The sequence below is a fragment of the Flavobacterium columnare genome (assembly GCF_014844295.1).
GTDB classification, from domain to species: domain Bacteria; phylum Bacteroidota; class Bacteroidia; order Flavobacteriales; family Flavobacteriaceae; genus Flavobacterium; species Flavobacterium columnare.
In genome coordinates, this window is record NZ_CP054494.1 from 2,706,686 (window position 1) to 2,729,618 (window position 22,933).

Here is a 22,933-nt window from a genome sequence, read left to right on the forward strand (position 1 = left end):
AATGCCCCAATCGGGGCATTTCAATTTCTATAAATTAATTACTCTTACATATTACGGCGGTATTGCCCACCCACTTCAAACAATGCACTAGTAATTTGTCCTAACGAACACACCTTAGCGGCATCCATTAGTTTTTCAAAGATGTTGTGGTTTTGGATCGCGGCTTCTTGAATGATTGCGATTTGTCCTTCTACTTCTTTGGCTTTGGCATTGTGTAGGTTTTCTAGGGTTTTGATCTGGAATTGTTTTTCTTCTTCCGTCGCACGAATGACTTCCGCAGGCACTACCGTTGGTGATCCTTTAGAACTTAAGAAGGTATTTACCCCAATGATAGGGAATTCACCTGTATGCTTCAAGGTTTCGTAATACAAGGATTCTTCTTGAATTTTAGAACGTTGGTACATTGTTTCCATTGCCCCTAGTACGCCACCTCTTTCGGTGATACGGTCGAACTCGGCTAGTACGGCTTCTTCCACTAAATCGGTTAACTCTTCAATGATAAACGAACCTTGGATAGGGTTTTCGTTTTTCGCTAATCCTAATTCTTTATTAATAATCAACTGGATTGCCATGGCACGACGAACGGATTCTTCTGTTGGTGTGGTAATCGCTTCGTCATACGCATTAGTATGCAACGAGTTACAGTTATCATAAATCGCATACAAGGCTTGTAAAGTCGTACGGATATCGTTAAAATCAATTTCTTGTGCGTGTAACGAACGTCCAGATGTTTGGATATGGTACTTCAACATTTGTGCTCTTTCGTTGGCACCGTATTTATTCTTTAAGGCTTTTGCCCAAATTTTACGCGCTACACGTCCTATTACCGCATATTCTGGGTCAATACCATTAGAGAAGAAGAACGATAAGTTAGGACCAAAGTCGTTGATGTTCATTCCTCGGCTTAGGTAATATTCTACATACGTAAATCCGTTGGCAAGTGTAAATGCCAACTGCGTAATAGGATTGGCACCAGCCTCGGCAATATGATACCCTGAAATAGAAACCGAGTAGAAATTACGAACGTTTTGTTGGATAAAATACTCTTGTACGTCACCCATTAAGCGTAAGGCAAACTCGGTTGAGAATATACAGGTATTTTGCGCTTGGTCTTCTTTTAAAATATCGGCTTGAACGGTACCACGCACTTGCGCTAAGGTTTTTACTTTAATCTCTTGGTACACATCAGCAGGTAACACTTGGTCGCCTGTTAGTCCTAAAAGCATCAACCCTAATCCGTCGTTACCTTCTGGTAATTCGCCGTTGTATCTCGGTCTTTCTAAACCTTTACTATCGTATAGTTCCTTCTTCTTTTTCTCTACTTCTGCTTCTAGACCATTTTCTTTGATGTATTTTTCACAGTTTTGGTCAATGGCTGCATTCATAAAGAACCCTAACAACATAGGCGCTGGTCCGTTTATCGTCATCGACACCGAAGTGGCAGGATGACTTAAATCGAAACCGGAGTATAATTTTTTTGCATCGTCTAAACAACAAATAGACACCCCTGCATTACCAATTTTACCGTAAATATCAGGTCGGTGGTCTGGATCATTCCCATATAAAGTAACCGAGTCAAACGCTGTAGATAAACGCTTAGCTGGCATTCCTAAGGATACATAATGGAAACGGCGGTTGGTTCTTTCTGGACCTCCTTCACCCGCGAACATACGTGTAGGATCTTCACCCTCACGCTTAAATGGATATAATCCAGACGCAAATGGGAATTCTCCTGGTACGTTTTCTTGTAAGTTCCATTTTAAGATATCGCCCCAAGCTTGGTATTTGGGAAGGGCTACTTTTGGAATTTGAGTATGTGATAAGGATTCTGTGTGTGTTTGAATCTTAATTTCTTTATCACGTACTTTAAAAGAATATATTGGATTTTTATATTTATTTACTTTTTCATCCCACGTTTGAATAATTTCCCAGTTGTACGGGTCTAAATTCATTTTTACGCGGTCGAATTCTTTGATTAATAAGCCTAAGAAATCTTTGTTGCTTTCATTTATTTTTAAAGAAGATTCAATGATTCCTGCTTTATCAATTTGTGGCAGATTGCCATTCACCGACTCAATAGTTTTGAAAATACCGTATAACTTTTGTGCTACTTCCACTTGCGATAAAGCCGTTTCGTCATATTTACGATTATTCTCAGCAATTTCAGATAAATAACGTGTTCTATGTGGCGGAATTACGAAGATTTTCTCGCTCATTTCACGAGTAATTTCAAAAGTCGATTTTAGGTCGGCTCCTGTTTTTTCCATAATTTTATCCATAATCGACTTATACAAGGTATTCATCCCTGGATCATTAAATTGCGAAGCAATCGTACCAAAAACGGGCATTTTATCAGGATCTACCTCCCATAAATTATGATTGCGTTGGTATTGCTTTTTCACATCGCGAATCGCATCAAGCGCCCCACGTTTGTCAAATTTATTCAGCGCCACTAAATCGGCGAAATCTAACATATCGATTTTCTCCAACTGGGTAGCCGCACCAAACTCAGGCGTCATAACATATAACGATACATCAGAGTGTTCTAAAATTTCGGTATCCGACTGACCAATTCCTGAAGTTTCCAGAATAATCAAATCGTATTTAGCCGCTTTCAATACTTGAATGGCTTCGGCTACATATTTAGACAAAGCCAAATTCGATTGACGCGTCGCTAACGAACGCATATACACACGCGGGTTATTGATCGCATTCATACGAATTCTATCTCCAAGTAAAGCACCACCTGTTTTACGTTTGGACGGATCGACAGAAATTAAACCAATGGTTTTTTCTGGAAAATCGATTAAAAAACGACGCACTAATTCATCTACTAACGAAGACTTACCTGCCCCACCTGTACCTGTAATACCTAATACAGGAATGTTTGTGGTTTCGTTTTGCGTATGGATTTTATCTAGAGTTTCTTTTGCTATTTCAGGGAAATTCTCCGCCGAAGAAATCACACGAGCAATTGCCGTTGGATTTTTTTCTTCAAGATGATTGATTTCTCCATTAAGTTTATCGCCCACAGGGAAATCCGCTTTTTGCACCAAGTCGTTGATCATTCCTTGTAATCCTAAAGCTCTTCCGTCATCTGGAGAATAAATTTTCGTGATTCCGTAAGCGTGTAATTCTTCAATTTCAGAAGGAAGGATTACTCCACCACCGCCACCAAAAATTTTGATATGACCTGCTCCTTTTTCGTTTAGCAAATCATACATATATTTAAAATATTCGTTATGACCCCCTTGGTACGAAGTCATCGCAATAGCATTGGCATCTTCTTGAATAGCTGTATTTACTACTTCTTCTACACTACGATCGTGGCCTAAGTGAATCACTTCAACACCTGTTGCTTGGATAATTCGACGCATGATATTGATGGCTGCATCATGACCATCAAATAGCGATGCTGCTGTTACAATTCTAACTTTATTTTTAGGTTGATAAGGTTGTACTTGTTCCATTTTGATTTTTAGTTATCGGGTGCAATTTACTGATTTTAGGGTAAAAAAGAGATGAAAAAAGGGAAAGCAAATAAAAAAATATTTTAGGCACATAATTTGCGTATTTTTGAAAAACATAATTAGAAAAATGAAAAGAATATTTATCCTAGCTTTTTTGATTCCTAGTATGAGTCAAGCTCAATTAAAAGACTTTATAAAAAAAACAACGGAATCCGTAATGACTAATACCACTAAGAAAAATGTTTTGGACATTTCAGGAGGTTTAAAAGAAGCGTTAAACAAAGGGGTTACCAATCAAGTTTCTAAACTTACTGCAATGGATGGTTTTTATGGTAATGAATTGGTTAAAATTGTACTTCCTGATGAACTTCAAAAAGTAGATAGCATGTTACGAAAGATGGGCATGGGAAATTTGGCTGACGATGGAATAAAAGCATTGAATAGAGCAGCCGAAGATGCTGTTAAGGAATCTACACCCATTTTTGTGAATGCTATTAAAAATATTACGATAACGGATGCTAAAAATATCTTATTAGGGCAAGAAGATGCTGCTACTCAGTTTCTACAAACAGGAACTCGCAAGCCTCTTTATCTAAAATTTAATCCTGTTGTACAAAAATCAATCGGAAAGGTAGGAGCGGATGCTGTATGGAAAACAATTATAGATAGATATAATATGATTCCTTTTGTTTCTAAAGTTAATCCTGATATAACAGATTATGTAACGAATAAAGCACTTGATGGTGTTTTTAAAATGATAGCAGTAGAGGAGAAGGATATTCGAACTAATTTTGATTCTCGTACGAGTGATTTATTGAAAAAGGTTTTTGCTTTACAGGATAAAAAATAAGAAAAAGATGAAAAAACAGGTTTAAATATAGTTATTTAAATTTATAAAAAAGAGGATGTCCTAAAAGATCTCAATCTTGTTTGTTTTAATCAAAGGAAGACTCAAATGAACTAAAAAAATGAAAAAATAGAGTACTGATAATGTGATTTCTCTTGTTTTTAGAAGTAAGAAGCTAAACATTAAGTTACTGCTTTTTAGACACCCACTTTTTGAATTAATGATTTTACAAGCTTGTTGATTAGATATAGAATTTGTTTTTAGGAAACATTAAAAATCTTCTTATAATTAAAATTTTCATTTTTTAAGATTTTTTTTAATTTTGTACATGCAACACAATGTACTTATTTTAGATTTCGGGTCGCAATACACACAGCTTATTGCACGCCGCGTTCGCGAGTTAAATATTTTCTGCGAAATTTTTCCTTTTAATCATGTTCCTTCAGACTTAAGCAGTTACAAGGCTGTTATTTTATCAGGGAGTCCTTTTTCAGTTCGTGCTGAAGATGCGCCTCATCCCGATTTATCTCAAATTAGAGGTAAAATGCCTTTATTAGCAGTTTGTTATGGAGCGCAATATCTAGCTCATTTTCATGGAGGCGAAGTAGCTCCTTCTAATATTAGAGAGTATGGTAGAGCCAATTTGTCATTTATCAAAGACGATGAGACTTTTTTTGAAGACGTAAATATCAATAGTCAGGTATGGATGAGTCATAGTGATACCATCAAACAGTTACCAACAAATGGGGTTCGTTTAGCTTCTACTAAAGATGTTGAAAATGCTGCTTATCGTATTGAAGGAGAAACTACTTATGCTATTCAATTTCATCCAGAAGTTTACCATAGTGAAGATGGGAAACAAATGCTTGAAAATTTTTTAGTAAAAATAGCGCAAGTTCCTCAAAGTTTTACACCTAATTCATTTGTTGAAGATATAGTAGCTGAAATGAAAGCTAAAATCAATAATGATAAGGTAGTATTAGGGTTATCAGGAGGTGTAGATTCTACTGTAGCAGCTGTTTTGTTAAACCAAGCTATAGGAGAAAATTTGTATTGTATTTTTGTCAACAACGGTTTATTACGCAAAGATGAGTTTCAAAATGTATTAAATCAATACAAAGGAATGGGATTAAACGTAAAAGGAGTTGATGCTTCAGAACGTTTTTTATCCGAGTTAGCGGGTGTTGAAGATCCTGAAACAAAACGAAAAATTATAGGTCGTGTATTTATTGAAGTATTTGATGATGAAGCACATCAGATAGAAGAGGTAAAGTGGTTAGCACAAGGTACAATTTATCCAGATGTTATAGAATCCGTATCTGTAAAAGGTCCCTCAGCAACTATAAAATCACATCATAACGTAGGAGGATTACCTGATTTTATGAAATTGCAAGTGGTAGAGCCTTTACGTATGCTATTTAAAGATGAAGTGCGTAGAGTAGGTAGAAGTTTAGGTATAGATGAAGAACTTTTAGGACGCCATCCTTTTCCAGGACCAGGGTTATCCATTCGTATTTTAGGCGATATTACACCAGAAAAAGTAAGAATCCTACAGGAAGTAGATTCTATCTTTATACAAGGTTTAAAAGAGCATGGTTTATATGATAAAGTATGGCAAGCAGGTGCTATTTTATTACCTGTAAATAGTGTAGGTGTTATGGGAGATGAACGTACTTACGAAAAAGTAGTGGCACTTCGAGCAGTAGAATCTACAGATGGTATGACGGCTGATTGGGTTCATTTACCTTATGAATTCCTAATGAAAGTATCTAACGAAATTATAAACAAAGTAAAAGGTGTTAATAGAGTAGTTTATGATATTAGTTCTAAACCTCCTGCAACGATAGAGTGGGAGTAATTGTAGATGATATTGATATTTAAATAAAAATGCCGTGTAAAATAAAAAATACACGGCATTTTTATTTAAATTGGTGTTCTCAAATAAATTACTAAACTTATGCTTAAATACCTACTTTTTATTTTCTTTTTTTTATCTCAATACTATTACGCCCAACAAGAAAAGACATTTAAACACCTGATTCAAAAAAACGAAACCTTAGAATCTATTGCTTTAAAATACAAGGTTTCAAAAACAGAAATTCTAAAACTAAACACAGGAGCTGAAAAAGGAATTCAGGAAAATACGATTTTAATGATACCCAATGTACATTCTATTTCGTATATGTTAAAAAAAAATGATGTAAACGCGGTACGTTATGATAAACACGAAGTTTTAAATAAAGAAACTTTATATAGTATAGCAAAACAGTATCAACTTTCCGTAGAAGAATTAAAAGAAGCCAATCCGTTACTTGCTCAAACGACAATTAAAGAAGGGCTCATTTTAAATATTCCACAACAAGGAATTCCTTATCAGAAAAAAGTAGTTTTTGACGGTAAATTTCATGAAGTACAATCACAAGAAACCTTATTTAGTATCGCTCGTTTGTACAATGTATCAGTAAAAGATTTAGATGAAAAAAATGAAATCATATTAAAAGAAGGCCTTCAAATAGGACAAAAAATAGAAATTCCTAATAAAAAGAAAACACTAGACGGAAAAGCAAGAATTATAAATGATGAAACTATTTTTCATATAGTTCAGGCTAAAGAAACTAAATATTCAATTACAAAAAAATATGGTATAACAATTGATCAGTTAGAAAAACAAAATCCCGAAATCATTAATGGTCTGATTATTGGTAATAAGTTAGCTATTAATAAAAATACAATTAAAGCAAAAAATGAAAACGAAGAATTAATGATTGCATTGGCAGAAAAACAAGCTGTTATTGAAAAATCAAAATCACAAACCGTAAAAATTGAAGATTTAGAAGATCGTTTAAAAGTTCAAAAAGAACTTAATAAAAAAATGATTACACTCAATAAATTAAATATTAATTTAAATGCTATTGATGAAACGAAAAATGGTTCTGTAGAACGATTGCGGTTAATTTTAGATGCTAATAAAAAAATTCAAGAAGTTTTGATTGCTAAATTAGATTCTTTGGTGATTACCATGGAATACGATTTGAAACAATTAAAAATTAAAAATATAGAATCTTTAGAAGAATCAAAACGTTTGCAAAAAGAATCAGATCAAAAAAGAAAAGAAACAACGGATTTGGTACAACAATTAAAACATGATTTATCTGAAAATCGTCGCATAATTGTTGGAGTTATGCAAAAAGTCCAAAAGATAAATCTACAAGAAAATCAAGAATATAAGAAAAAAATACGAGAGCAACTTTCTGATAAAGATCAAGTAAGGCTTAATGAAATAAAAAAAATAGATCAAGATTTGACAATAAAAGAAGAAAGAAAAGAAAATTTACTGTCTAAAATAAATGATTTAGAATTAGAAGAAAAAACAGTTTTAAAACGCAAAATAGCGAAGGCTACTTTTTATAGTACTGAAGCAAGAGATTTTGATGATCGGTTAGCCTTAGTGAAATTAGAACGGGCTCAAAAAGAAATACCCATAACAGAAACTTCTAATACAGAAGCAACACTTGAGGAAAAAAGAAAAATTTTAAAAGAAAACACAAACGAAGAGTCTACAAAAATTGAAATTATTAATAACCTTCCAGAATTAGAAACAGGTTATTATTTAGTTGCAAACACTTTTACTGAATCAGTAGAGCGCGATGCTTTTGCGCTTCGATTGAGTTATTCAGGTGAGCGTCAAACCAAGTTTTTTTATAATATAAATAATTTTGGATATTACGTTTATACCAATAAATACCAAACATTAGAAGAAGCTTTGTTTGAATATAAGGTAAAACCAAGATCTGATTTATTTAAAAAACTGTTCATTGTTCAAATCAAAAAAGAACTCTAAATTTGGCCTTGCAAATAGTGCTAAAAAACTTTTGAATAAAAAAACGAAAATGATTTTGTTATCAGCTATTTATAGCGATGTAATCAAGATTTTAAAATTAAAAAGCGTATAATTTTGCTTTAAAGGACTAGTTGTAATACTAATTTAAGAGACTTGTAATAAATATAATTTACACACATGAAAAAATTTTTTGGGATTTTATTGATTTTAGGAGGGCAATTTGTGTCAGCTCAAGTAGCAATGATCAAGCACAAAGTGGTAAAAGGGGAGAGTATTTCTCAAATTGCACAAAAATATGGAGTTCCAGCCTCTGAAGTATATGATTTAAACCCTGATGCGCGCGCCAAAATAACAGAAAATACAATATTAATCATACCTGTTAAAAAGAAAAAAGAAACCGTTAAAAAAGAAGATTTAAAAATTATAAATCACACAGTAGCTGAAGGTGAAACACTATTTAGTATTGCAAAAAAATATCAAGTAACACTGGGTGAAATTGAAAAACTCAATCCTTCTGTAGTAAAAGGATTAAAGATGGATGAAGTATTAAAAATACCTGTAAAATCAGAATTTAAAACGATTCCTAAAAAAACAACACCCCAACAAAAAATACCCATAGAACACACGGTTGAAGCCAAAGAAACTAAATTTGGAATAGCTAAACAATACGGTATTACAGTAGAAGAATTAGAAACTAAAAATCCTGATATTGTTGGAAAAGAGTTGATTATAGGTCAAAGCCTACTCATTAGAGGTAATAAATCAAAAGAAACGATTAAACCCAAAGCAGAAGAAGGGAGTCAAACAAAAAAAACAGAAATCCTTAAAGGAGGAGGAATGACACATATAGTGAAATCCCAAGAGACTTTATATGCTTTAGCTAATCAATTTAGTTGTTCACAAGAAGAACTAATAGCACTTAATCCAGAATTAAAAGAAGGTTTAAAAGAAGGAATGATCTTAAAAATACCTGCTATTTTTAAAAGAAAAGAACTAAAAAAAGAAATCATTGATTTATCAAAATACATTTCAATGGGGACTTCTAAAAAAATGGCTCTTTTATTACCTTTTAATATAGCCAAACTAGATCAAGATACGATCAATTCAACTAAATCAAGATTGAAGAAAGATAAATTTTTAAATATGACTTTAGATTTTTACTCAGGAGCTTTGATGGCTATTGATTCAATTAATAAGCTAGGCGCAAAAGTAGATGTAACCATTTTAGACTCTGATGAAACTCGCTCTTCTTCAAATGTATCAGCTTTAGTGAATGAATATGAATTAAAATCATACGATGCAATCATAGGTCCTTTTTATCAAAACAACGTTGAAAAATTAGCAGCCATGTTAGAAAAAGTACCTGTTATTTCACCTTTGTCTAAAGATTATGATAAAAAATACCCTAATCTTTATCAAGCTACCCCATTGCCAGATGATATAAAGAAAGCCATGTTTGAATTTATGCGATCTAAAAATGGAAATATTATAGCAATAGTAGATCCTAAAAAACAATCAGCAAAACAATACATACAAGAAAATTGTAGAGAAGCTAGGTTTGTAAATGTTTCTGATTCAGGTGTTTTAGATGTGTCTAGTCTAAAAGCATTATTAGTTACAGGTAAAACAAATTACGTGGTAATGGAAACAGAAAAGACAAATTTAATTTTATCTATTACAACTAATCTTTTAGCATTACAAAAACAGTTTGATGTAAAATTAGTTATTCTAGGAGAAAATGAAGCACTTGATTTTGAAGAAATTCAAATGAAAAGATTAACAAAATTAAAAATGCACTATCCTTCCCAGCATAGAGTAAATACTTCTAAAGAATACCAAAATTTTGAAAATCAATACAGAAGAAAAAATAAAACCAATCCAAATACATTTGCAATTAGAGGATTTGATGTAACATTTGATACGCTTTTAAGACTTATACAAGAAAAACCTTTTGCGGATACGGCTAATGATAACAGTACGGAACAAGCAGAGAGTCGATTTGATTACCAGCCTAATCAAGAAGGAGGGTTTTATAACAAAGGAATTTATATTTTATACTACGATACTGATTTAACAATTAAACAAGCAAATTAATGGCAACTTCTAAAGTAACTTATTTAGGAAAACTAAGAACCTCTTCTGTTCATTTAAATTCAGGTTCTGAAATTATTTCAGATGCCCCAATAGATAATCAGGGTAAAGGAGAGGCATTTTCGCCAACAGATACAGTTGCTAACGCCTTAGCTTCTTGTATGTTTACCGTTATGGGGATCAAGGCACAAGAATTGGAAGTAGACTTTTTAGACTCAACGGCAGAAGTAACTAAAATCATGGGAACAGAACCAAGACGTATTACCGAAATCCATATCGTTTTTTCAATGTCTATTCATCCAGATCAAAAAACAAAAACTATTTTAGAACGTACCGCTATGACCTGCCCCGTTTTTTATAGCTTACATCCTGATATAAAAAAAGAAATAATTTTTAAATGGAAATAATTCTATAAAGATAGTTGCAGTAAGTAAATTTTTAAAATAAAAAGGAATCTCATCATTATTCGGAAGTTATTTAATAGGGTAGAAGAGATTCCTTTTATAAAGAAATAAAAAATCTTTATACAAACTTTTTGTATTGTAAAGTTGTTGATTATTATGATCTTAAGGTTTAATAGTTGAAGTTTTTTTTAAAATATAAATAATGCTTTTTTAGTAAAAAAATAAGTGAATAAAGACCACCTTATAAAATTAGCCCATACTAAAATGCCTTTCGGAAAATACGAAGGACGTTATTTAATTGATTTACCAGAACATTATATAGTTTGGTACAAACAAAAGGGATTTCCTAATGGTATGTTAGGTCAACAACTAGAATTAGTGTATGAGCTTAAACTCAATGGACTTGAAGAGTTGGTGCGTAATATTCGGCAAAATTTTCCCAAAAAATAAATTGGAGTTTCAAAGATCTAAAGAATTTTATTTACTGAAATTCAAAATTGAAATTACTATTCAAATTTATTTGCTTTTTGTGATTTCTAAATTGGAATTTCATTCTAAATAATTGTATTTTTGCGCGGTTTTAAACAACAATACAACAACACAACACAATGAATCAAACAAAGTATATTTTTGTTACAGGAGGGGTAACTTCTTCTTTAGGTAAAGGAATTATAGCAGCTTCATTAGCAAAATTATTGCAGGCAAGAGGGTATAGAACCACTATTCAAAAATTTGATCCTTATATTAATGTAGATCCAGGTACATTAAATCCGTATGAACACGGGGAATGTTATGTAACAGACGATGGTGCTGAAACGGATTTAGATTTAGGTCATTATGAACGTTTTTTAAACGTACCTACATCACAAGCTAATAACGTTACTACAGGTAGAGTTTATCTATCAGTTATTGAAAAAGAAAGGCGTGGCGAATTTTTAGGAAAAACGGTACAGGTTGTACCTCATATCACTAACGAGATCAAAGAACGTATGCAACTACTAGGTAAAAGTGATGAATATGATATTGTTATTACAGAAATTGGTGGAACTGTAGGAGATATAGAATCGTTACCCTATATAGAATCAGTCCGTCAATTGTTGTGGGAATTGGGTGATAATAATGGCATCGTTATACACCTTACGTTAGTCCCCTTTTTATCGGCAGCAGGAGAACTGAAGACTAAACCAACACAGCATTCAGTAAAAACATTAATGGAAAGCGGTATAAAAGCTGATATTTTAGTTTGTAGAACAGAACACGAGTTAACTTCTGATATGCGACAAAAGTTGGCTTTATTTTGTAATGTAAAAAAAGAAGCCGTTATTCAGTCTATAGATGCGTCTACTATTTATGACGTGCCAAACTTAATGTTAGAAGAAGGGTTAGATCGTGTAGCGTTAAAAAGGTTAAATTTACCTGAAAAAAATACGCCCGATTTAAAACAATGGAATGAATTTTTACACCGTTTAAAAAATCCAAAGCATCAAGTAAATATTGGTCTAGTAGGAAAATATGTAGAATTACAAGATTCCTATAAGTCAATCTTAGAAGCTTTTATTCATGCGGGAGCAAAAAATGAAACCAAAGTAAATGTTATTTCTATTCATTCAGAATATTTAGATGCTAAATCAGCGGAAACTCAATTAAAGGGGTTAGACGGAATATTAGTAGCACCTGGGTTTGGCGAACGAGGAATAGAAGGAAAAATAGAAACCGTTCGATACGCTCGCGAAAATAAAATACCTTTCTTCGGAATTTGTTTAGGAATGCAGATGGCCGTTATAGAATATGGTCGTAATGTATTAGGTTTGAAAGATGCTAATTCTACAGAAATGAACAAAGGAACTTCAGCTCCTGTTATTAATTTAATGGAAGAACAAAAGAGCATAACAGATAAAGGTGGAACAATGCGTTTAGGAGCGTGGAAATGCCAGTTGAAAGAAGGATCCTTAGCTAAAAATATTTATGGCGTAACTGACATTTTAGAGCGCCATCGACATAGATATGAATTTAATAGTGATTACCTAGAAGCAATGGAAAACGCAGGTTTAAAAGCTTCTGGTGTAAATCCAGATACAGGTTTGGTAGAAGTAGTTGAATTAGAAAATCACCCATTTTTTATAGGAGTACAATACCACCCAGAATATAAAAGTACAGTAGCTAATCCGCATCCTATTTTTGTTAAGTTTGTGGAGGCTGCCGTGAAAAATAAAATTAATTAGTTTAAAATAAAATGTTTGATGTTTAAGTGGTTTTCAAACATTAAACTTTCCGAATTTTAAACGCTGAACTAAAAAGGAAATGGAAGAAAAAAAGTTAGACCTTAATTCGATTATCGGATTTACGTTAATTTTCGGGATTATGATGTGGATAATGTATAAAAATCAACCCACACAAGCCGAAATTGATGCTGAAAAAGCTAAAAAAGAAAAAATAGTAAAAGCTAAGAAAACACTAGTTAAAACAACAGATTTAGCCTCTGTAGTAGGTGATTCTACAAAAGTAACAGCGGCTCTAAAAGCTACATTGGGAAGTTTTGCTTATTCAGCAACCTTGCCTTCAGCAAAAGAGGAATTTACAACTTTAGAAAACGAACTAATACGTTTAAAAATTGCTAACAAAGGAGGGTATATTGTAGATGCAACCTTGAAAAACTTTAAATCAATAGATGAAAAAGGACCGTTAGTACAGTTAATAAAAAATAATAATGCACAGTTTAATCTAGCTTTTCAAACAAAAGAAGGAAAGAATTTAAATACGAAGGATTTGTTTTTCGAACCTACTTTATCAAAAGTAGGGGGCAATCAAGTACTTTCAATGCGTTTGAAAACAGCTCAAAATGCGTATTTAGAGTATAAATATGTATTAAAACCTAATGATTATATGTTAGATTTTGATGTGCGATCGCAAGGTTTAGCTACGGTGTTTAACACTTCAGTTCCTGCTAACCTAATTTGGGATCTAAAAACCTACCGAAATGAAAAAAGTGTAAGTTATGAAAACCGTTACACAGAAGTAGTTTATGAGTATGAAGAAGGAAAAGACAATTATTTAAACCAATCAGATGAAGAAGAACAAGTTTCAAATTTAACTTATGTAGCTTTTAAGCAACACTTTTTTTCATCTATTTTATTAACCAAAACACCTGTTAAAGTAGCCAAACTATCAACTCAAAATCTAGTAAAAGATGCTGCTGTAGATACTACTTTTACTAAAAAGTTTGGAGCTATTTTACCCCTAGCTTATACAAATGGTGAATTAGATTATAAAATGAACTGGTATTATGGTCCTTCAGATTATAAGATTTTAAATGCTTATGACCGTAATTTAGATGAAATCATTCCATTAGGATGGGGGATTTTTGGTTGGATCAATAAATTTATTTTTGTTCCATTATTTGGGTTAATGAGTACTTTTTTACCTTATGGAATTGCTATTATTCTATTTACAGTATTAATTAAGTTGACTATGTCTCCATTTACTTATAAATCATTCTTGTCACAAGCTAAAATGAAAGTATTGCGTCCAGAAATGAATGAAATAAATGAGAAGTTTTCTAAAGATCCAATGAAAAAGCAACAGGAAACGATGAAACTTTATAACAAAGCAGGCGTTAATCCTATGGCAGGATGTATCCCAGCTTTAATCCAGTTGCCTTTTATGTATGCTTCTTTCCAGTTTTTCCCGTCAGCTATTCAATTAAGACAACAAGGATTTTTATGGGCAAAAGACCTATCATCGTATGACTTAATAGCCAAGTTACCATTTAATGTTCCTTTATATGGAGATCATATCAGTTTGTTCCCTATTTTAGCTGCTATTGCTATTTTCTTTTATATGAAATACACAACAGGAGATCAAGCTATGTCAGCACCACCACAAGAAGGTATGCCTGATATGGCAGGAATCATGAAAATGATGATTTGGATTTCACCTATTATGATGTTGATTTTCTTTAATAATTATGGTTCAGGTTTGAGTTTGTACAACTTATTTTCAAACTTAATGACTTTAGGATTGATGTTTTATATTAAAAGTTTTTTAGTGGATGACGCAAAAATTCATGCACAGATACAAGAAAACAAACAAAAAGAGCCTAAAAAACCTGGCAAGTTCCAACAAAAATTACAACAAGCCATGGAGCAAGCTCAAAAGCAACAAGAAGAAAAGAAAAGAAAGTAAAAAGATATTACTATAATAAGCTTTCAAAGAAGCCGTCTCAATACTAAATTTGAGACGGTTTTTTATTAGGTTCATTTTTCTCTAAAAAACTTAATGAATAACTATTAATTTTTTATTTATTGAGGATCTTTTTACTGTAACAAAAAAAATATAATACGACTAATGGTCGTACTTCAACGGAATAAGAGGCTCACATAAAAAATATGGGGAGTAATTGTAAATTGCGACAAAAAAAGTAAATGGATTTTTCGATACTTTCTGCTTTTCTACCCGAAGAATTATTATGTCATTTTGATATTGTTGATTTTATAGAATTAGGAGATATTCAAACAAAAAAGGATTGCTTTTATATCTATCTTGATGAAAAGAACATTATTCCCGAAGGTTTCATTTCAGAGGAATATGAGTCAAAAGGCTTTTGTGAGCGTACTTTGATACAAGATTTTCCAATACGAGGAAAGGCTGTTTATTTAGGTATCAGAAGACGTAGGTGACGAAATAAAGTAGATAAGTCAGAAATTAAAAGCGATTATTCTTTTATTGCAGAAGGTTCCAAAATTAACTGTTGAACTTTTGAATTTTTTAAAAGGTACAGGTCGAGGCCCGAGAAGATACGATAAGTAATATTGCCAGTTATTACGGCATTAAAGCTGATTTACTGCCAAGACATTACAAAAAAAGAATCAGTGGTTTTACAAGTTGGAAACAGTTTGACCATGCCGAAAATATAGGGGAGAATTTAAGTATTGATGAAGTAAGTTTGTCAAAAGGTGAACTGTATACTTTTGTAACCAATAAACAAGGAAGAGGCAAAAAGAAATCCTTAGTTGCGGTTATAAAAGGCAGCAAAAGTCAGGACATTATTGATGTGGTTACTAAAATTCCACTTTCGCATAGAAAACAAGTAAAATCGATAACACTTGACATGGCAAACAATATGCAATCAGCATCAAGAATGTGTTTTCCTGAAAGTTACCTTGTCACAGACCGTTTTCATGTGGTAAAGTTGGTAATGGAAGTTCTCCAGCATTTAAGGATAAAATATCGCTGGGAGGAGATTGAAAAAGAGAATCAGGCTATCAAAAAAGCAAAGGAGCAAGCAATAAAATACATTCCAATAATTTTTGAAAACCAAGACACTCCCAAACAACTATTGGCTCGATGTCGTTATATCATTGCCAAGAAACCCAACCAATGGACAGAAACCCAAAAAGTGCGAGCCCAAATATTGTTCCAACATTATCCTCTAATACATCAGGCATATAAACACACCCAAGAGTTTAGAAATATTTATGAATACACCTCAAAAGAAGAGGCTAAACAAAAAATATTGAATTGGATATCCAAAACCAAAGAATTAAAAATGACTGTCTTTAATACCGTTGCCAATAGTTTAAATTATCATTTGGAAACAATTGCAAACTTCTTCGTAAAAAGACATACAAACGCAAATGCTGAATCCTTTAACTCAAAAATAAAACTCTTTAGAGCTAATCAAAGAGGTGTGGTGGATACTAAATTCTTCCTCTTTAGAATGGAGAAACTTTTTGCTTAATCCCCAAAAAATTAATCTGAGCCGAATAAGAATAGAATCAAATTAATTTTAAAAATGTATATAAAAGGAATTACTTTATCAGTATTAGGCTTTCTTATGGCTAATTGTTATGATGCAAGAGAAGAGGTGATAACGGAGGTAGATAAAGAAGGATCCATTGAAACAGAAATGACTATTGAACCTATTGATAAAGAAAAAGATCTTGTCATTACGAAGCATAAAGTTTGGACAAATGGTGCTTTAAATAAAGAAGTTATTTATAAAGATACAGTACCAGCATTAGGAGAATATGAGGAAGAAAATGAAAATGGAGAAAAGATAAAGGGGAAAAAAGAATATGAAATATATTTTACAGCAAAATAAATGAAAAAGACGAGTATTATTAATCTAGTATTAGTGGCAACGATCACAGCTGCTTGTGGAAAAGAAGAAGAATGGGAAGGAGGAGGAGGATCTGACAGAAAAGTTTATTTGCGTTCAGATACTACAGCAGCTTATACCAAAAGCAAACATTATAATTATGTATCTTATTATGCTTTTAGACCTTATAGCTCTTCTTCAGGAGGTTTAAATACCTATTCCAAAAGAACGGGATATTATTCAGAGGGAATACATTCTAGTTCAAATGTAGGACATAATAGTAGTAAAGGAAGTATAAGTCGTGGAGGTTTTGGGCACTCAGGTTTTCATGTGTCGTCGTAAAAAAAATATATAGTCAAATTTTAAAAGTATATTACTTATAGAATGACTGTTGTTTAAATATAGCTAAACTAGAATGAATAGAATAGTAATTACTCCAAGAACTGATTGGAAAATAAAGGTAGAAGAACTGGGTTTTAATTTTCATTCTATAGAAGGAAAATATTGGGATGAATCCGTATTTTATGAGTTTTCTATAGATGAAATTACTAGAATTGAAAATGCTACTGCTCAATTATGGGAAATGTGTTTACATGCTGTAGAGTACGTAATTGAAAATGATTTATTTCATAGATTTCATATTCCTAGTTGGTTTATACCACATATAAAAAGAACTTGGGAAAATGAAGAGCCTTCTATTTACGGACGTTTTGATTTTTGTTATAAAAAGGAGAAATTAAAAATGTTAGAGTTTAATGCAGATACTCCTACGTCTTTATTTGAAGCGAGTATTGTACAGTGGTTTTGGTTGCAAGAATGTTATCCGTATTGCGATCAGTTTAATTCTATTCATGAGAAACTAATTGCTTATTGGAAATATGTTAAACCTTATTTAAAAGGCTCAAAATTACACTTTACTAGCGTACCAGACTCATTAGAAGATATTACTACAGTACGTTATTTACAAGATTGTGCAATGCAAGCAGGGCTAGACACGCATTATACATTTATAGATCAGTTGGGATGGGATAGTAATAATCAAATTTTTGTTGATGATAAAGACAGGAGTATTGCTTCTATTTTTAAATTATACCCCTATGAATGGATGGTTAATGAAGCGTTTGGGAAAAATATTATTTTAGATAAAAACGAAACCTTTTGGATTGAACCTAGTTGGAAAATGTTATTGTCTAACAAAGCTTTACTTCCTATTTTATGGGAACTATATCCAAATCATGAATTTTTATTAGCTTGTTATTTTGATTCACCTAAAAAATTAACCTCTTGGTGTGAAAAACCCATTTTATCAAGAGAAGGGGCTAATGTAAAATTAGTAAAAGAAGGAACTTTGTTAGTTAGCACAGCAGGAGAGTACGGAGAGGAAGGTTTTATATACCAAGAATTAGCTGAATTACCTGACTTTCAAGGGAATTATCCTTTGATAGGAAGTTGGATTATAGGACAAGAACCAGCCGGTATTGGCATAAGAGAATCAAAATCTTTAATAACAGATAATACTTCTCGTTTTGTACCTCATTTAATAAGATAAAATTTTTAAAATTATTTTATAGTATTTAAACAGATTTTATAAAATCTTACATAATTTCTTTTTAAAAAATTTTAAAATGGATTCTTATTTTTAGAATAAGTAGTTGAATGCAAAGGATATAATTAGCATTTTTGAAATTTAAAACTATTTCATAATGAACTCTTTTAAGCATGGCTGAGTATTCCTCTTTTATGGTATTTTGTTTAAAAACCTTAATCAGAATTTTATAGGTAGAATGATTTAAGTAGTTCGTAAAAGAATTGTTTTTTTTAAAGAAAAAATGATACATAGAGCTTTTTAATTCCCTTTTTTGTATTAAAACTTCGTCAATAAATTCAAAAGAAAATCTTTTGGATGCTCTTATCCATAGATCAAAATCCTCATAGGCTAATGATTCATCATACCCTCCTAATGATCTTAAGACATCTGATTTGATCATAGAAGAAACGGAGCACATTTTTTCTTTTCCAGCTAAAAGAGAAATATATATAAATCCTGAAGGAGGTAATTGGATTGTTTTTTTATTTGAATTAACAGGATAATAATACCCTAAATGTTTATCTTCCTCGTCAATGAGTTCTGAATTGCCATAAACTAAAGCTAAATCATTATATTTTGTATTCAAAAAAGTTTTGACTTGTTTTTTTACGCAATCTATTGTTAAAATATCATCAGCAGCTAAATCAATGATATATTTTCCTTTTGCACGTTTGAAAAGATTGTTGAAAGTTTTTGTATTTCCCAAATTATTTTCATTGGCTATAAAAAATACCTGAGGATGTTTTTCTATCCATTTTTTAATTACGTTCACTGATTCGTCTTGGCTTGCGTCATCAGCGATTAAGAGTTCAATATTTTTATAGGATTGATTCATGATAGAATCTAACGCTTTTGTTACAAAAGGGGCATGATTATAACATAAACAAATAATAGTAACAAGAGGTGTATTTTCCATTTGTTAAGTAGGATTTAATTTGATATTTCTAAATATTTTTGGTTGCCTTTTAGTCCCATTGAAAAGGCTTTTTTAAAATCAACCAGTTTTAAAAAACCTTGTTTTAAATCAAAAAAAAGTTTCAAGAAAAGCCAAAAAATAAATCTGTTTTTAAACATGTGGGTATACACGGCTCCGTATGCAAAATATTTTTCATTGCAATGAATTTTATCTGTAGTTGTAGGGTTAGGATGGGTTACAATGGTTTCAGGAATAAAATCAATTGGATACCCTTTTTTCTTTAAATCCCATAAAAATACAGCTTCTTCCCCGAGTCCAAATAAAGCATTTAATCCAAATAAAGCATTATATGTTAGATCTAAAGAATTAATGTTTTTTCTATTAATGGTTATCTCTATATTGGCTACATTTAGTATGTCTATGGCTTTGATATTTTTTTTCTTTTGAGACGGATATTTTTTTAATAAAGTTTTTTTATCTCTCTTTGCTTGAAAACAAATTACATGTGCATAGGGTTGGTTGTTGTAATTTTTAAAGATAATTTTTTGAAAATCTTTTTCAAAAACAACGTCATCATCAGATATTACAAGGATGGTTCCTTCAGCATTTTTTAATGCAATATTTCTACTTATAGATGAGCCAAGGGTATATGTGTTAATTATTCGTATGTTTTTATGATTACTATGTAGGATGTTTTCTGGAGTTGTTTGATTTATAATTAAGATGCGAAAGCAGATATTATTAAAATCAGGAAACATTTGATATAAAAATTCTAAAGAATTTCTATTCATTGTAGAAACCAATATTTCAATATCTTCTTCTTTTACCTTCATTTATAATTTTTTTGAACAAACTTATAAAATATTATTATTTAAATTCAATATGAATTAAAGTTATATTTTATAAATTAAATGTATTTTTGTTTTACAAACAAGCAATAATGAGTCCAAGAATTATTTCTATACCCAAAATAGAGGACACCCGTGGAAATCTTGGTATAATTGAAGGAAATACCTTACCTTTTTCGATCAAGCGGGTTTACTATTTATTTGATGTGCCTAGTAGTGCTTCAAGAGGAGGTCATGCTCATAAAGAACAATTAGAATTTTTGATTTCCATTTCAGGCAGTTTTGATGTATTAATAGATAATGGTGTAAATAAGGAAATCATAACATTAAATAAACCAGATAGAGGATTACTTATTCCTACTAGAATATGGAGAGAACTAGATAATTTTTCGTCAGGAGCGGTATGTTTAGTAATTTCTTCTGATGAATTTGATGAAGATGATTATATTAGAGACTATACAGATTTTGTAGAATATATTTCTAATTATAAATAGTAAAATCAAAACCTTTGCTTTTTAAAAAACGTTTAGAAACCAATAAACTGAGTAATACAATTCTAGGTAGGTGAAATAATATTCTGAATTTCCAACTAATGTTATTGGAAGAAATTTTATTGTAATAATCCTTAGCTTGTTTAAAATCCTTTGCCATTTTAAAATGCAAAGAATATTCCTTTCTGTAAACATCTAAGAATTGTTTTAAAGAATTATTATTATTTTCGGCTGCATTAAATTGCTCTAAATTGCATAATTTTTTTTGAGTTATAGGCGTTTTTGATAGTTGATTATTAACTATGAAATTATATTCTATTGTATAGCAACTGGTAATGGCTACAGGATAAGAAAGAGCTATTTGTGTAAAAAGTTCAAGGTCTTGACCGCTACTTACATTATTATTAAAAGAAAAACCTAATTCAAACAAAATTTTAGGAATTACTACTGCAGAAGGTAGTCCAACTCTATATATCAGGCTAGTTTTAAAATAATCAGTTAAAATACCTTTATAATCATTTGGAATTTCATAGGAATAACGAATAGGAATGCTCTTTTTTTTTGAAATCTTCATCAGATATCGACTGCAATACATTCCGCAATTAGGATATAATGAATAAAGTTGTTGTATTTCTTCTAAATGATTTTTTTCCCAAATATCATCAGCGTCTAGAAATGCTATTAATGAACCTTTTGCGTTTTTTATACCTAAATTTCTTGCACTAGAAACGCCTTTATTGGTTTGTTCAAAAATTTTTATTCTAGAATCGTTAATGGTTTTTACAATTTCTAAACTCTTATCTGTACTTCCATCATTGACAATGATTATTTCAAAATGAGTATACGTTTGATTGATTACACTAACCAAACTATTATAGATATAATCTTCTTTGTTATAAAGCGGTATAATTACAGAAAACATTAACATATTTTTTTGCATAAATAGCCTAATTTATATAAGTCTAATAAGAATAAAAAAGGCCTTCTTGATACTAAATTTTTTTTTATAAAAGGTTCTGAAAATTCAAAAAAGAAAGCAAAATAATTTTGGAGTTTATACTTTTTTACAATATAAAATATTTTTGTTAAACGAATATCTTTTTTATCAATAAACGAATTTTGAGTGGCAAAATAAGCATTTATACTTGCTTTTTTACATTTTTCTAAAAAAGTTGAAGAATTTTCTTCGTTTAGATGAATCAAAGGATTGTCTATGTGATGAATAAAAATTTGTTGTCTTTTTAATCTATTTATAAAAATCAAATCTTCATAACCATATTCTGTTATTTGATTATGAAAATAAAGGGTGTTAAAAATCTCTTTTTTTATAACTAAATTCCAACTAAAAGTAAAATCATAAGAATTTTTTAGTCTATGTGATAAGGATTTAATTTCTCTTTCATTGCCATATTTCCATCGTAAAATTTTGTCATTAGTTAGAGGTTTTAAAGGATATATGACACCTCCAAAAAGAAGAGAAACCGTATGGTTTAAATGATTTAAAATAGTTTTAATATAAACACTAGTAGCGGGAAAAGAATCAGCTTCAAGAATTAAAAGATATTTATATTGTGCCAAAGAAGCAAGAGTATTTAAATTCTTACCTCTTCCTAATTGTTCTTTAGAAATGCTAAATAAAGCATTTGGAAGTTGATTTATTCTTTGGTTTTCTAAATTTAATTCTGAGTTAGAAAAATCGTCTTGACAGAGTATTTCAAATACAATATTTTCTTCAACACATTGCTTATGAATTTCTAGTGTTAAAGGATAAATGTTATAATTGTAAGTAGGAATTAGTATAGAAAGCATTATTGATGATGATAAGGTTCATTTCGTAAAATAGTAAATCCTCTATAAATTTGTTCTATAAAAAATAAACGTACCATTTGATGGGAAAATGTCATGGCAGAAAGCGATATTTTTCCATTGGCTTTTTTGTATACAGAATCACTAAAGCCATAAGGACCACCAATTACAAAGACCAAGGTTTTAATTCCTGAGTTCATTTTTTTTTGTAGTTCTTCTGAGAAACCTACACTAGAAAGCGATTTGCCATTTTCATCTAAAAGGACTAAATAATCTGTGGTGGTAAGCTTAGCTAAAATTAATTCACCTTCTTTTTCTTTTTGTTGTGTCTCCGATAGATTTTTAGCATTTTTTATATCCGCTATAATTTCTAAATCAAATTTTACATAAAAAGACAAACGCTTGATATAATCATCAATGAGTGTTTGTAAATTTTTATTATCTGTTTTGCCAATAGCTATTAATCGGATGTTCATATAAATTTAAGAAATTATTACGAGCAAAAATACAAAGCAATTTTAAATTTTGCTGTTG

Annotated in this window: 20 protein-coding genes; 14 read left to right on the plus strand and 6 right to left on the minus strand. The window is 31.1% G+C overall.

From position 1 onward, the window contains the following. Positions 1 to 44 precede the first annotated feature (44 nt). A complete protein-coding gene (locus HUE53_RS11795; RefSeq protein ID WP_192188519.1) occupies positions 45 to 3,470 on the minus strand; it encodes a methylmalonyl-CoA mutase family protein in 3,426 nt (1,141 codons plus the stop codon). 127 nt (positions 3,471 to 3,597) lie between these two features. Here HUE53_RS11795 and HUE53_RS11800 point away from each other — a divergent pair, with 127 nt between their 5' ends. The 13 genes from HUE53_RS11800 (at position 3,598) to HUE53_RS11860 (ending at position 18,299) form a co-directional block, all read left to right on the plus strand. Then, positions 3,598 to 4,320 (plus strand): DUF4197 domain-containing protein, encoded by a 723-nt coding sequence (locus HUE53_RS11800; protein ID WP_065213523.1) that lies wholly within the window; start codon positions 3,598 to 3,600, stop codon positions 4,318 to 4,320. A gap of 325 nt (positions 4,321 to 4,645) precedes the next feature. Next, a complete protein-coding gene (gene guaA, locus HUE53_RS11805; protein ID WP_014164718.1) occupies positions 4,646 to 6,175 on the plus strand; it encodes a glutamine-hydrolyzing GMP synthase in 1,530 nt (509 codons plus the stop codon). Positions 6,176 to 6,274: 99 nt separating this feature from the next. After that, positions 6,275 to 8,158 (plus strand): LysM peptidoglycan-binding domain-containing protein, encoded by a 1,884-nt coding sequence (locus tag HUE53_RS11810; protein WP_077225199.1) that lies wholly within the window; start codon positions 6,275 to 6,277, stop codon positions 8,156 to 8,158. Positions 8,159 to 8,335: 177 nt separating this feature from the next. Continuing rightward, positions 8,336 to 10,252 (plus strand): LysM peptidoglycan-binding domain-containing protein, encoded by a 1,917-nt coding sequence (locus tag HUE53_RS11815; protein ID WP_014164716.1) that lies wholly within the window; start codon positions 8,336 to 8,338, stop codon positions 10,250 to 10,252. Next, positions 10,252 to 10,656 (plus strand): OsmC family protein, encoded by a 405-nt coding sequence (locus HUE53_RS11820; RefSeq protein WP_014164715.1) that lies wholly within the window; start codon positions 10,252 to 10,254, stop codon positions 10,654 to 10,656. Before HUE53_RS11815 ends, HUE53_RS11820 begins: the two co-directional genes overlap by 1 nt. 222 nt (positions 10,657 to 10,878) lie before the next feature. Continuing rightward, positions 10,879 to 11,103 carry a DUF3820 family protein gene (locus HUE53_RS11825; RefSeq protein ID WP_014164714.1) on the plus strand — a complete coding sequence of 75 codons (225 nt, stop codon included), beginning with the start codon at positions 10,879 to 10,881 and terminating at the stop codon, positions 11,101 to 11,103. 158 nt (positions 11,104 to 11,261) lie between these two features. Then, entirely contained in the window at positions 11,262 to 12,875 is a 1,614-nt protein-coding gene (locus HUE53_RS11830) for a CTP synthase (RefSeq protein WP_192188520.1), read from the plus strand. A gap of 79 nt (positions 12,876 to 12,954) precedes the next feature. After that, the gene (yidC, locus tag HUE53_RS11835) at positions 12,955 to 14,835 is read left to right on the plus strand and encodes a membrane protein insertase YidC (RefSeq protein WP_014164712.1); all 1,881 of its coding nucleotides are present in this window, start codon (positions 12,955 to 12,957) and stop codon (positions 14,833 to 14,835) included. Positions 14,836 to 15,074: 239 nt separating this feature from the next. Next, a complete protein-coding gene (locus tag HUE53_RS11840) occupies positions 15,075 to 15,329 on the plus strand; it encodes an ISAon1 family transposase N-terminal region protein (RefSeq protein ID WP_225556134.1) in 255 nt (84 codons plus the stop codon). Between the two features lie 164 nt (positions 15,330 to 15,493). Then, complete coding sequence (locus HUE53_RS11845; RefSeq protein ID WP_192188848.1) at positions 15,494 to 16,390, plus strand: ISAon1 family transposase; 897 nt, start codon at positions 15,494 to 15,496, stop codon at positions 16,388 to 16,390. Between the two features lie 54 nt (positions 16,391 to 16,444). Next, positions 16,445 to 16,753 carry a hypothetical protein gene (locus HUE53_RS11850; RefSeq protein ID WP_014164711.1) on the plus strand — a complete coding sequence of 103 codons (309 nt, stop codon included), beginning with the start codon at positions 16,445 to 16,447 and terminating at the stop codon, positions 16,751 to 16,753. Further along, complete coding sequence (locus HUE53_RS11855; RefSeq protein ID WP_014164710.1) at positions 16,754 to 17,092, plus strand: hypothetical protein; 339 nt, start codon at positions 16,754 to 16,756, stop codon at positions 17,090 to 17,092. It abuts the gene before it with no gap. Between the two features lie 73 nt (positions 17,093 to 17,165). Then, entirely contained in the window at positions 17,166 to 18,299 is a 1,134-nt protein-coding gene (locus HUE53_RS11860; RefSeq protein WP_014164709.1) for a glutathionylspermidine synthase family protein, read from the plus strand. 61 nt (positions 18,300 to 18,360) lie between these two features. Here the strand turns inward: HUE53_RS11860 and HUE53_RS11865 are convergent, their stop codons facing one another. After that, on the minus strand, positions 18,361 to 19,254 hold the full coding sequence (locus tag HUE53_RS11865) for a glycosyltransferase family 2 protein (RefSeq protein ID WP_014164708.1): 894 nt from the start codon (positions 19,252 to 19,254) through the stop codon (positions 18,361 to 18,363). Between the two features lie 14 nt (positions 19,255 to 19,268). Further along, positions 19,269 to 20,087 (minus strand): glycosyltransferase family 2 protein, encoded by an 819-nt coding sequence (locus HUE53_RS11870; RefSeq protein WP_065213527.1) that lies wholly within the window; start codon positions 20,085 to 20,087, stop codon positions 19,269 to 19,271. Positions 20,088 to 20,194: 107 nt separating this feature from the next. Between HUE53_RS11870 and HUE53_RS11875 the strand changes: the two genes are divergently transcribed. After that, positions 20,195 to 20,596, plus strand: coding sequence for a sugar 3,4-ketoisomerase (locus tag HUE53_RS11875; RefSeq protein WP_014164706.1), 402 nt, complete (start codon positions 20,195 to 20,197; stop codon positions 20,594 to 20,596). On the opposite strand, the gene HUE53_RS11880 is transcribed toward HUE53_RS11875, so the two are convergent. Genes HUE53_RS11880 through rlmH form a run of 3 tightly spaced genes read right to left on the minus strand, consistent with a single transcriptional unit; the run spans position 20,583 to position 22,875 of the window. Beyond that, positions 20,583 to 21,515: a glycosyltransferase family 2 protein gene (locus tag HUE53_RS11880; protein WP_158308435.1), complete on the minus strand. Its 933-nt coding sequence runs from the start codon at positions 21,513 to 21,515 to the stop codon at positions 20,583 to 20,585. The two genes, HUE53_RS11875 and HUE53_RS11880, sit on opposite strands and share 14 nt — an antisense overlap. Further along, complete coding sequence (locus HUE53_RS11885) at positions 21,515 to 22,402, minus strand: glycosyltransferase (RefSeq protein WP_192188521.1); 888 nt, start codon at positions 22,400 to 22,402, stop codon at positions 21,515 to 21,517. The genes HUE53_RS11880 and HUE53_RS11885 overlap by 1 nt, the downstream gene beginning before the upstream one ends. Further along, positions 22,402 to 22,875 carry a 23S rRNA (pseudouridine(1915)-N(3))-methyltransferase RlmH gene (gene rlmH, locus HUE53_RS11890; RefSeq protein ID WP_014164703.1) on the minus strand — a complete coding sequence of 158 codons (474 nt, stop codon included), beginning with the start codon at positions 22,873 to 22,875 and terminating at the stop codon, positions 22,402 to 22,404. Before rlmH ends, HUE53_RS11885 begins: the two co-directional genes overlap by 1 nt. Between the last annotated feature and the right edge of the window lie 58 nt (positions 22,876 to 22,933).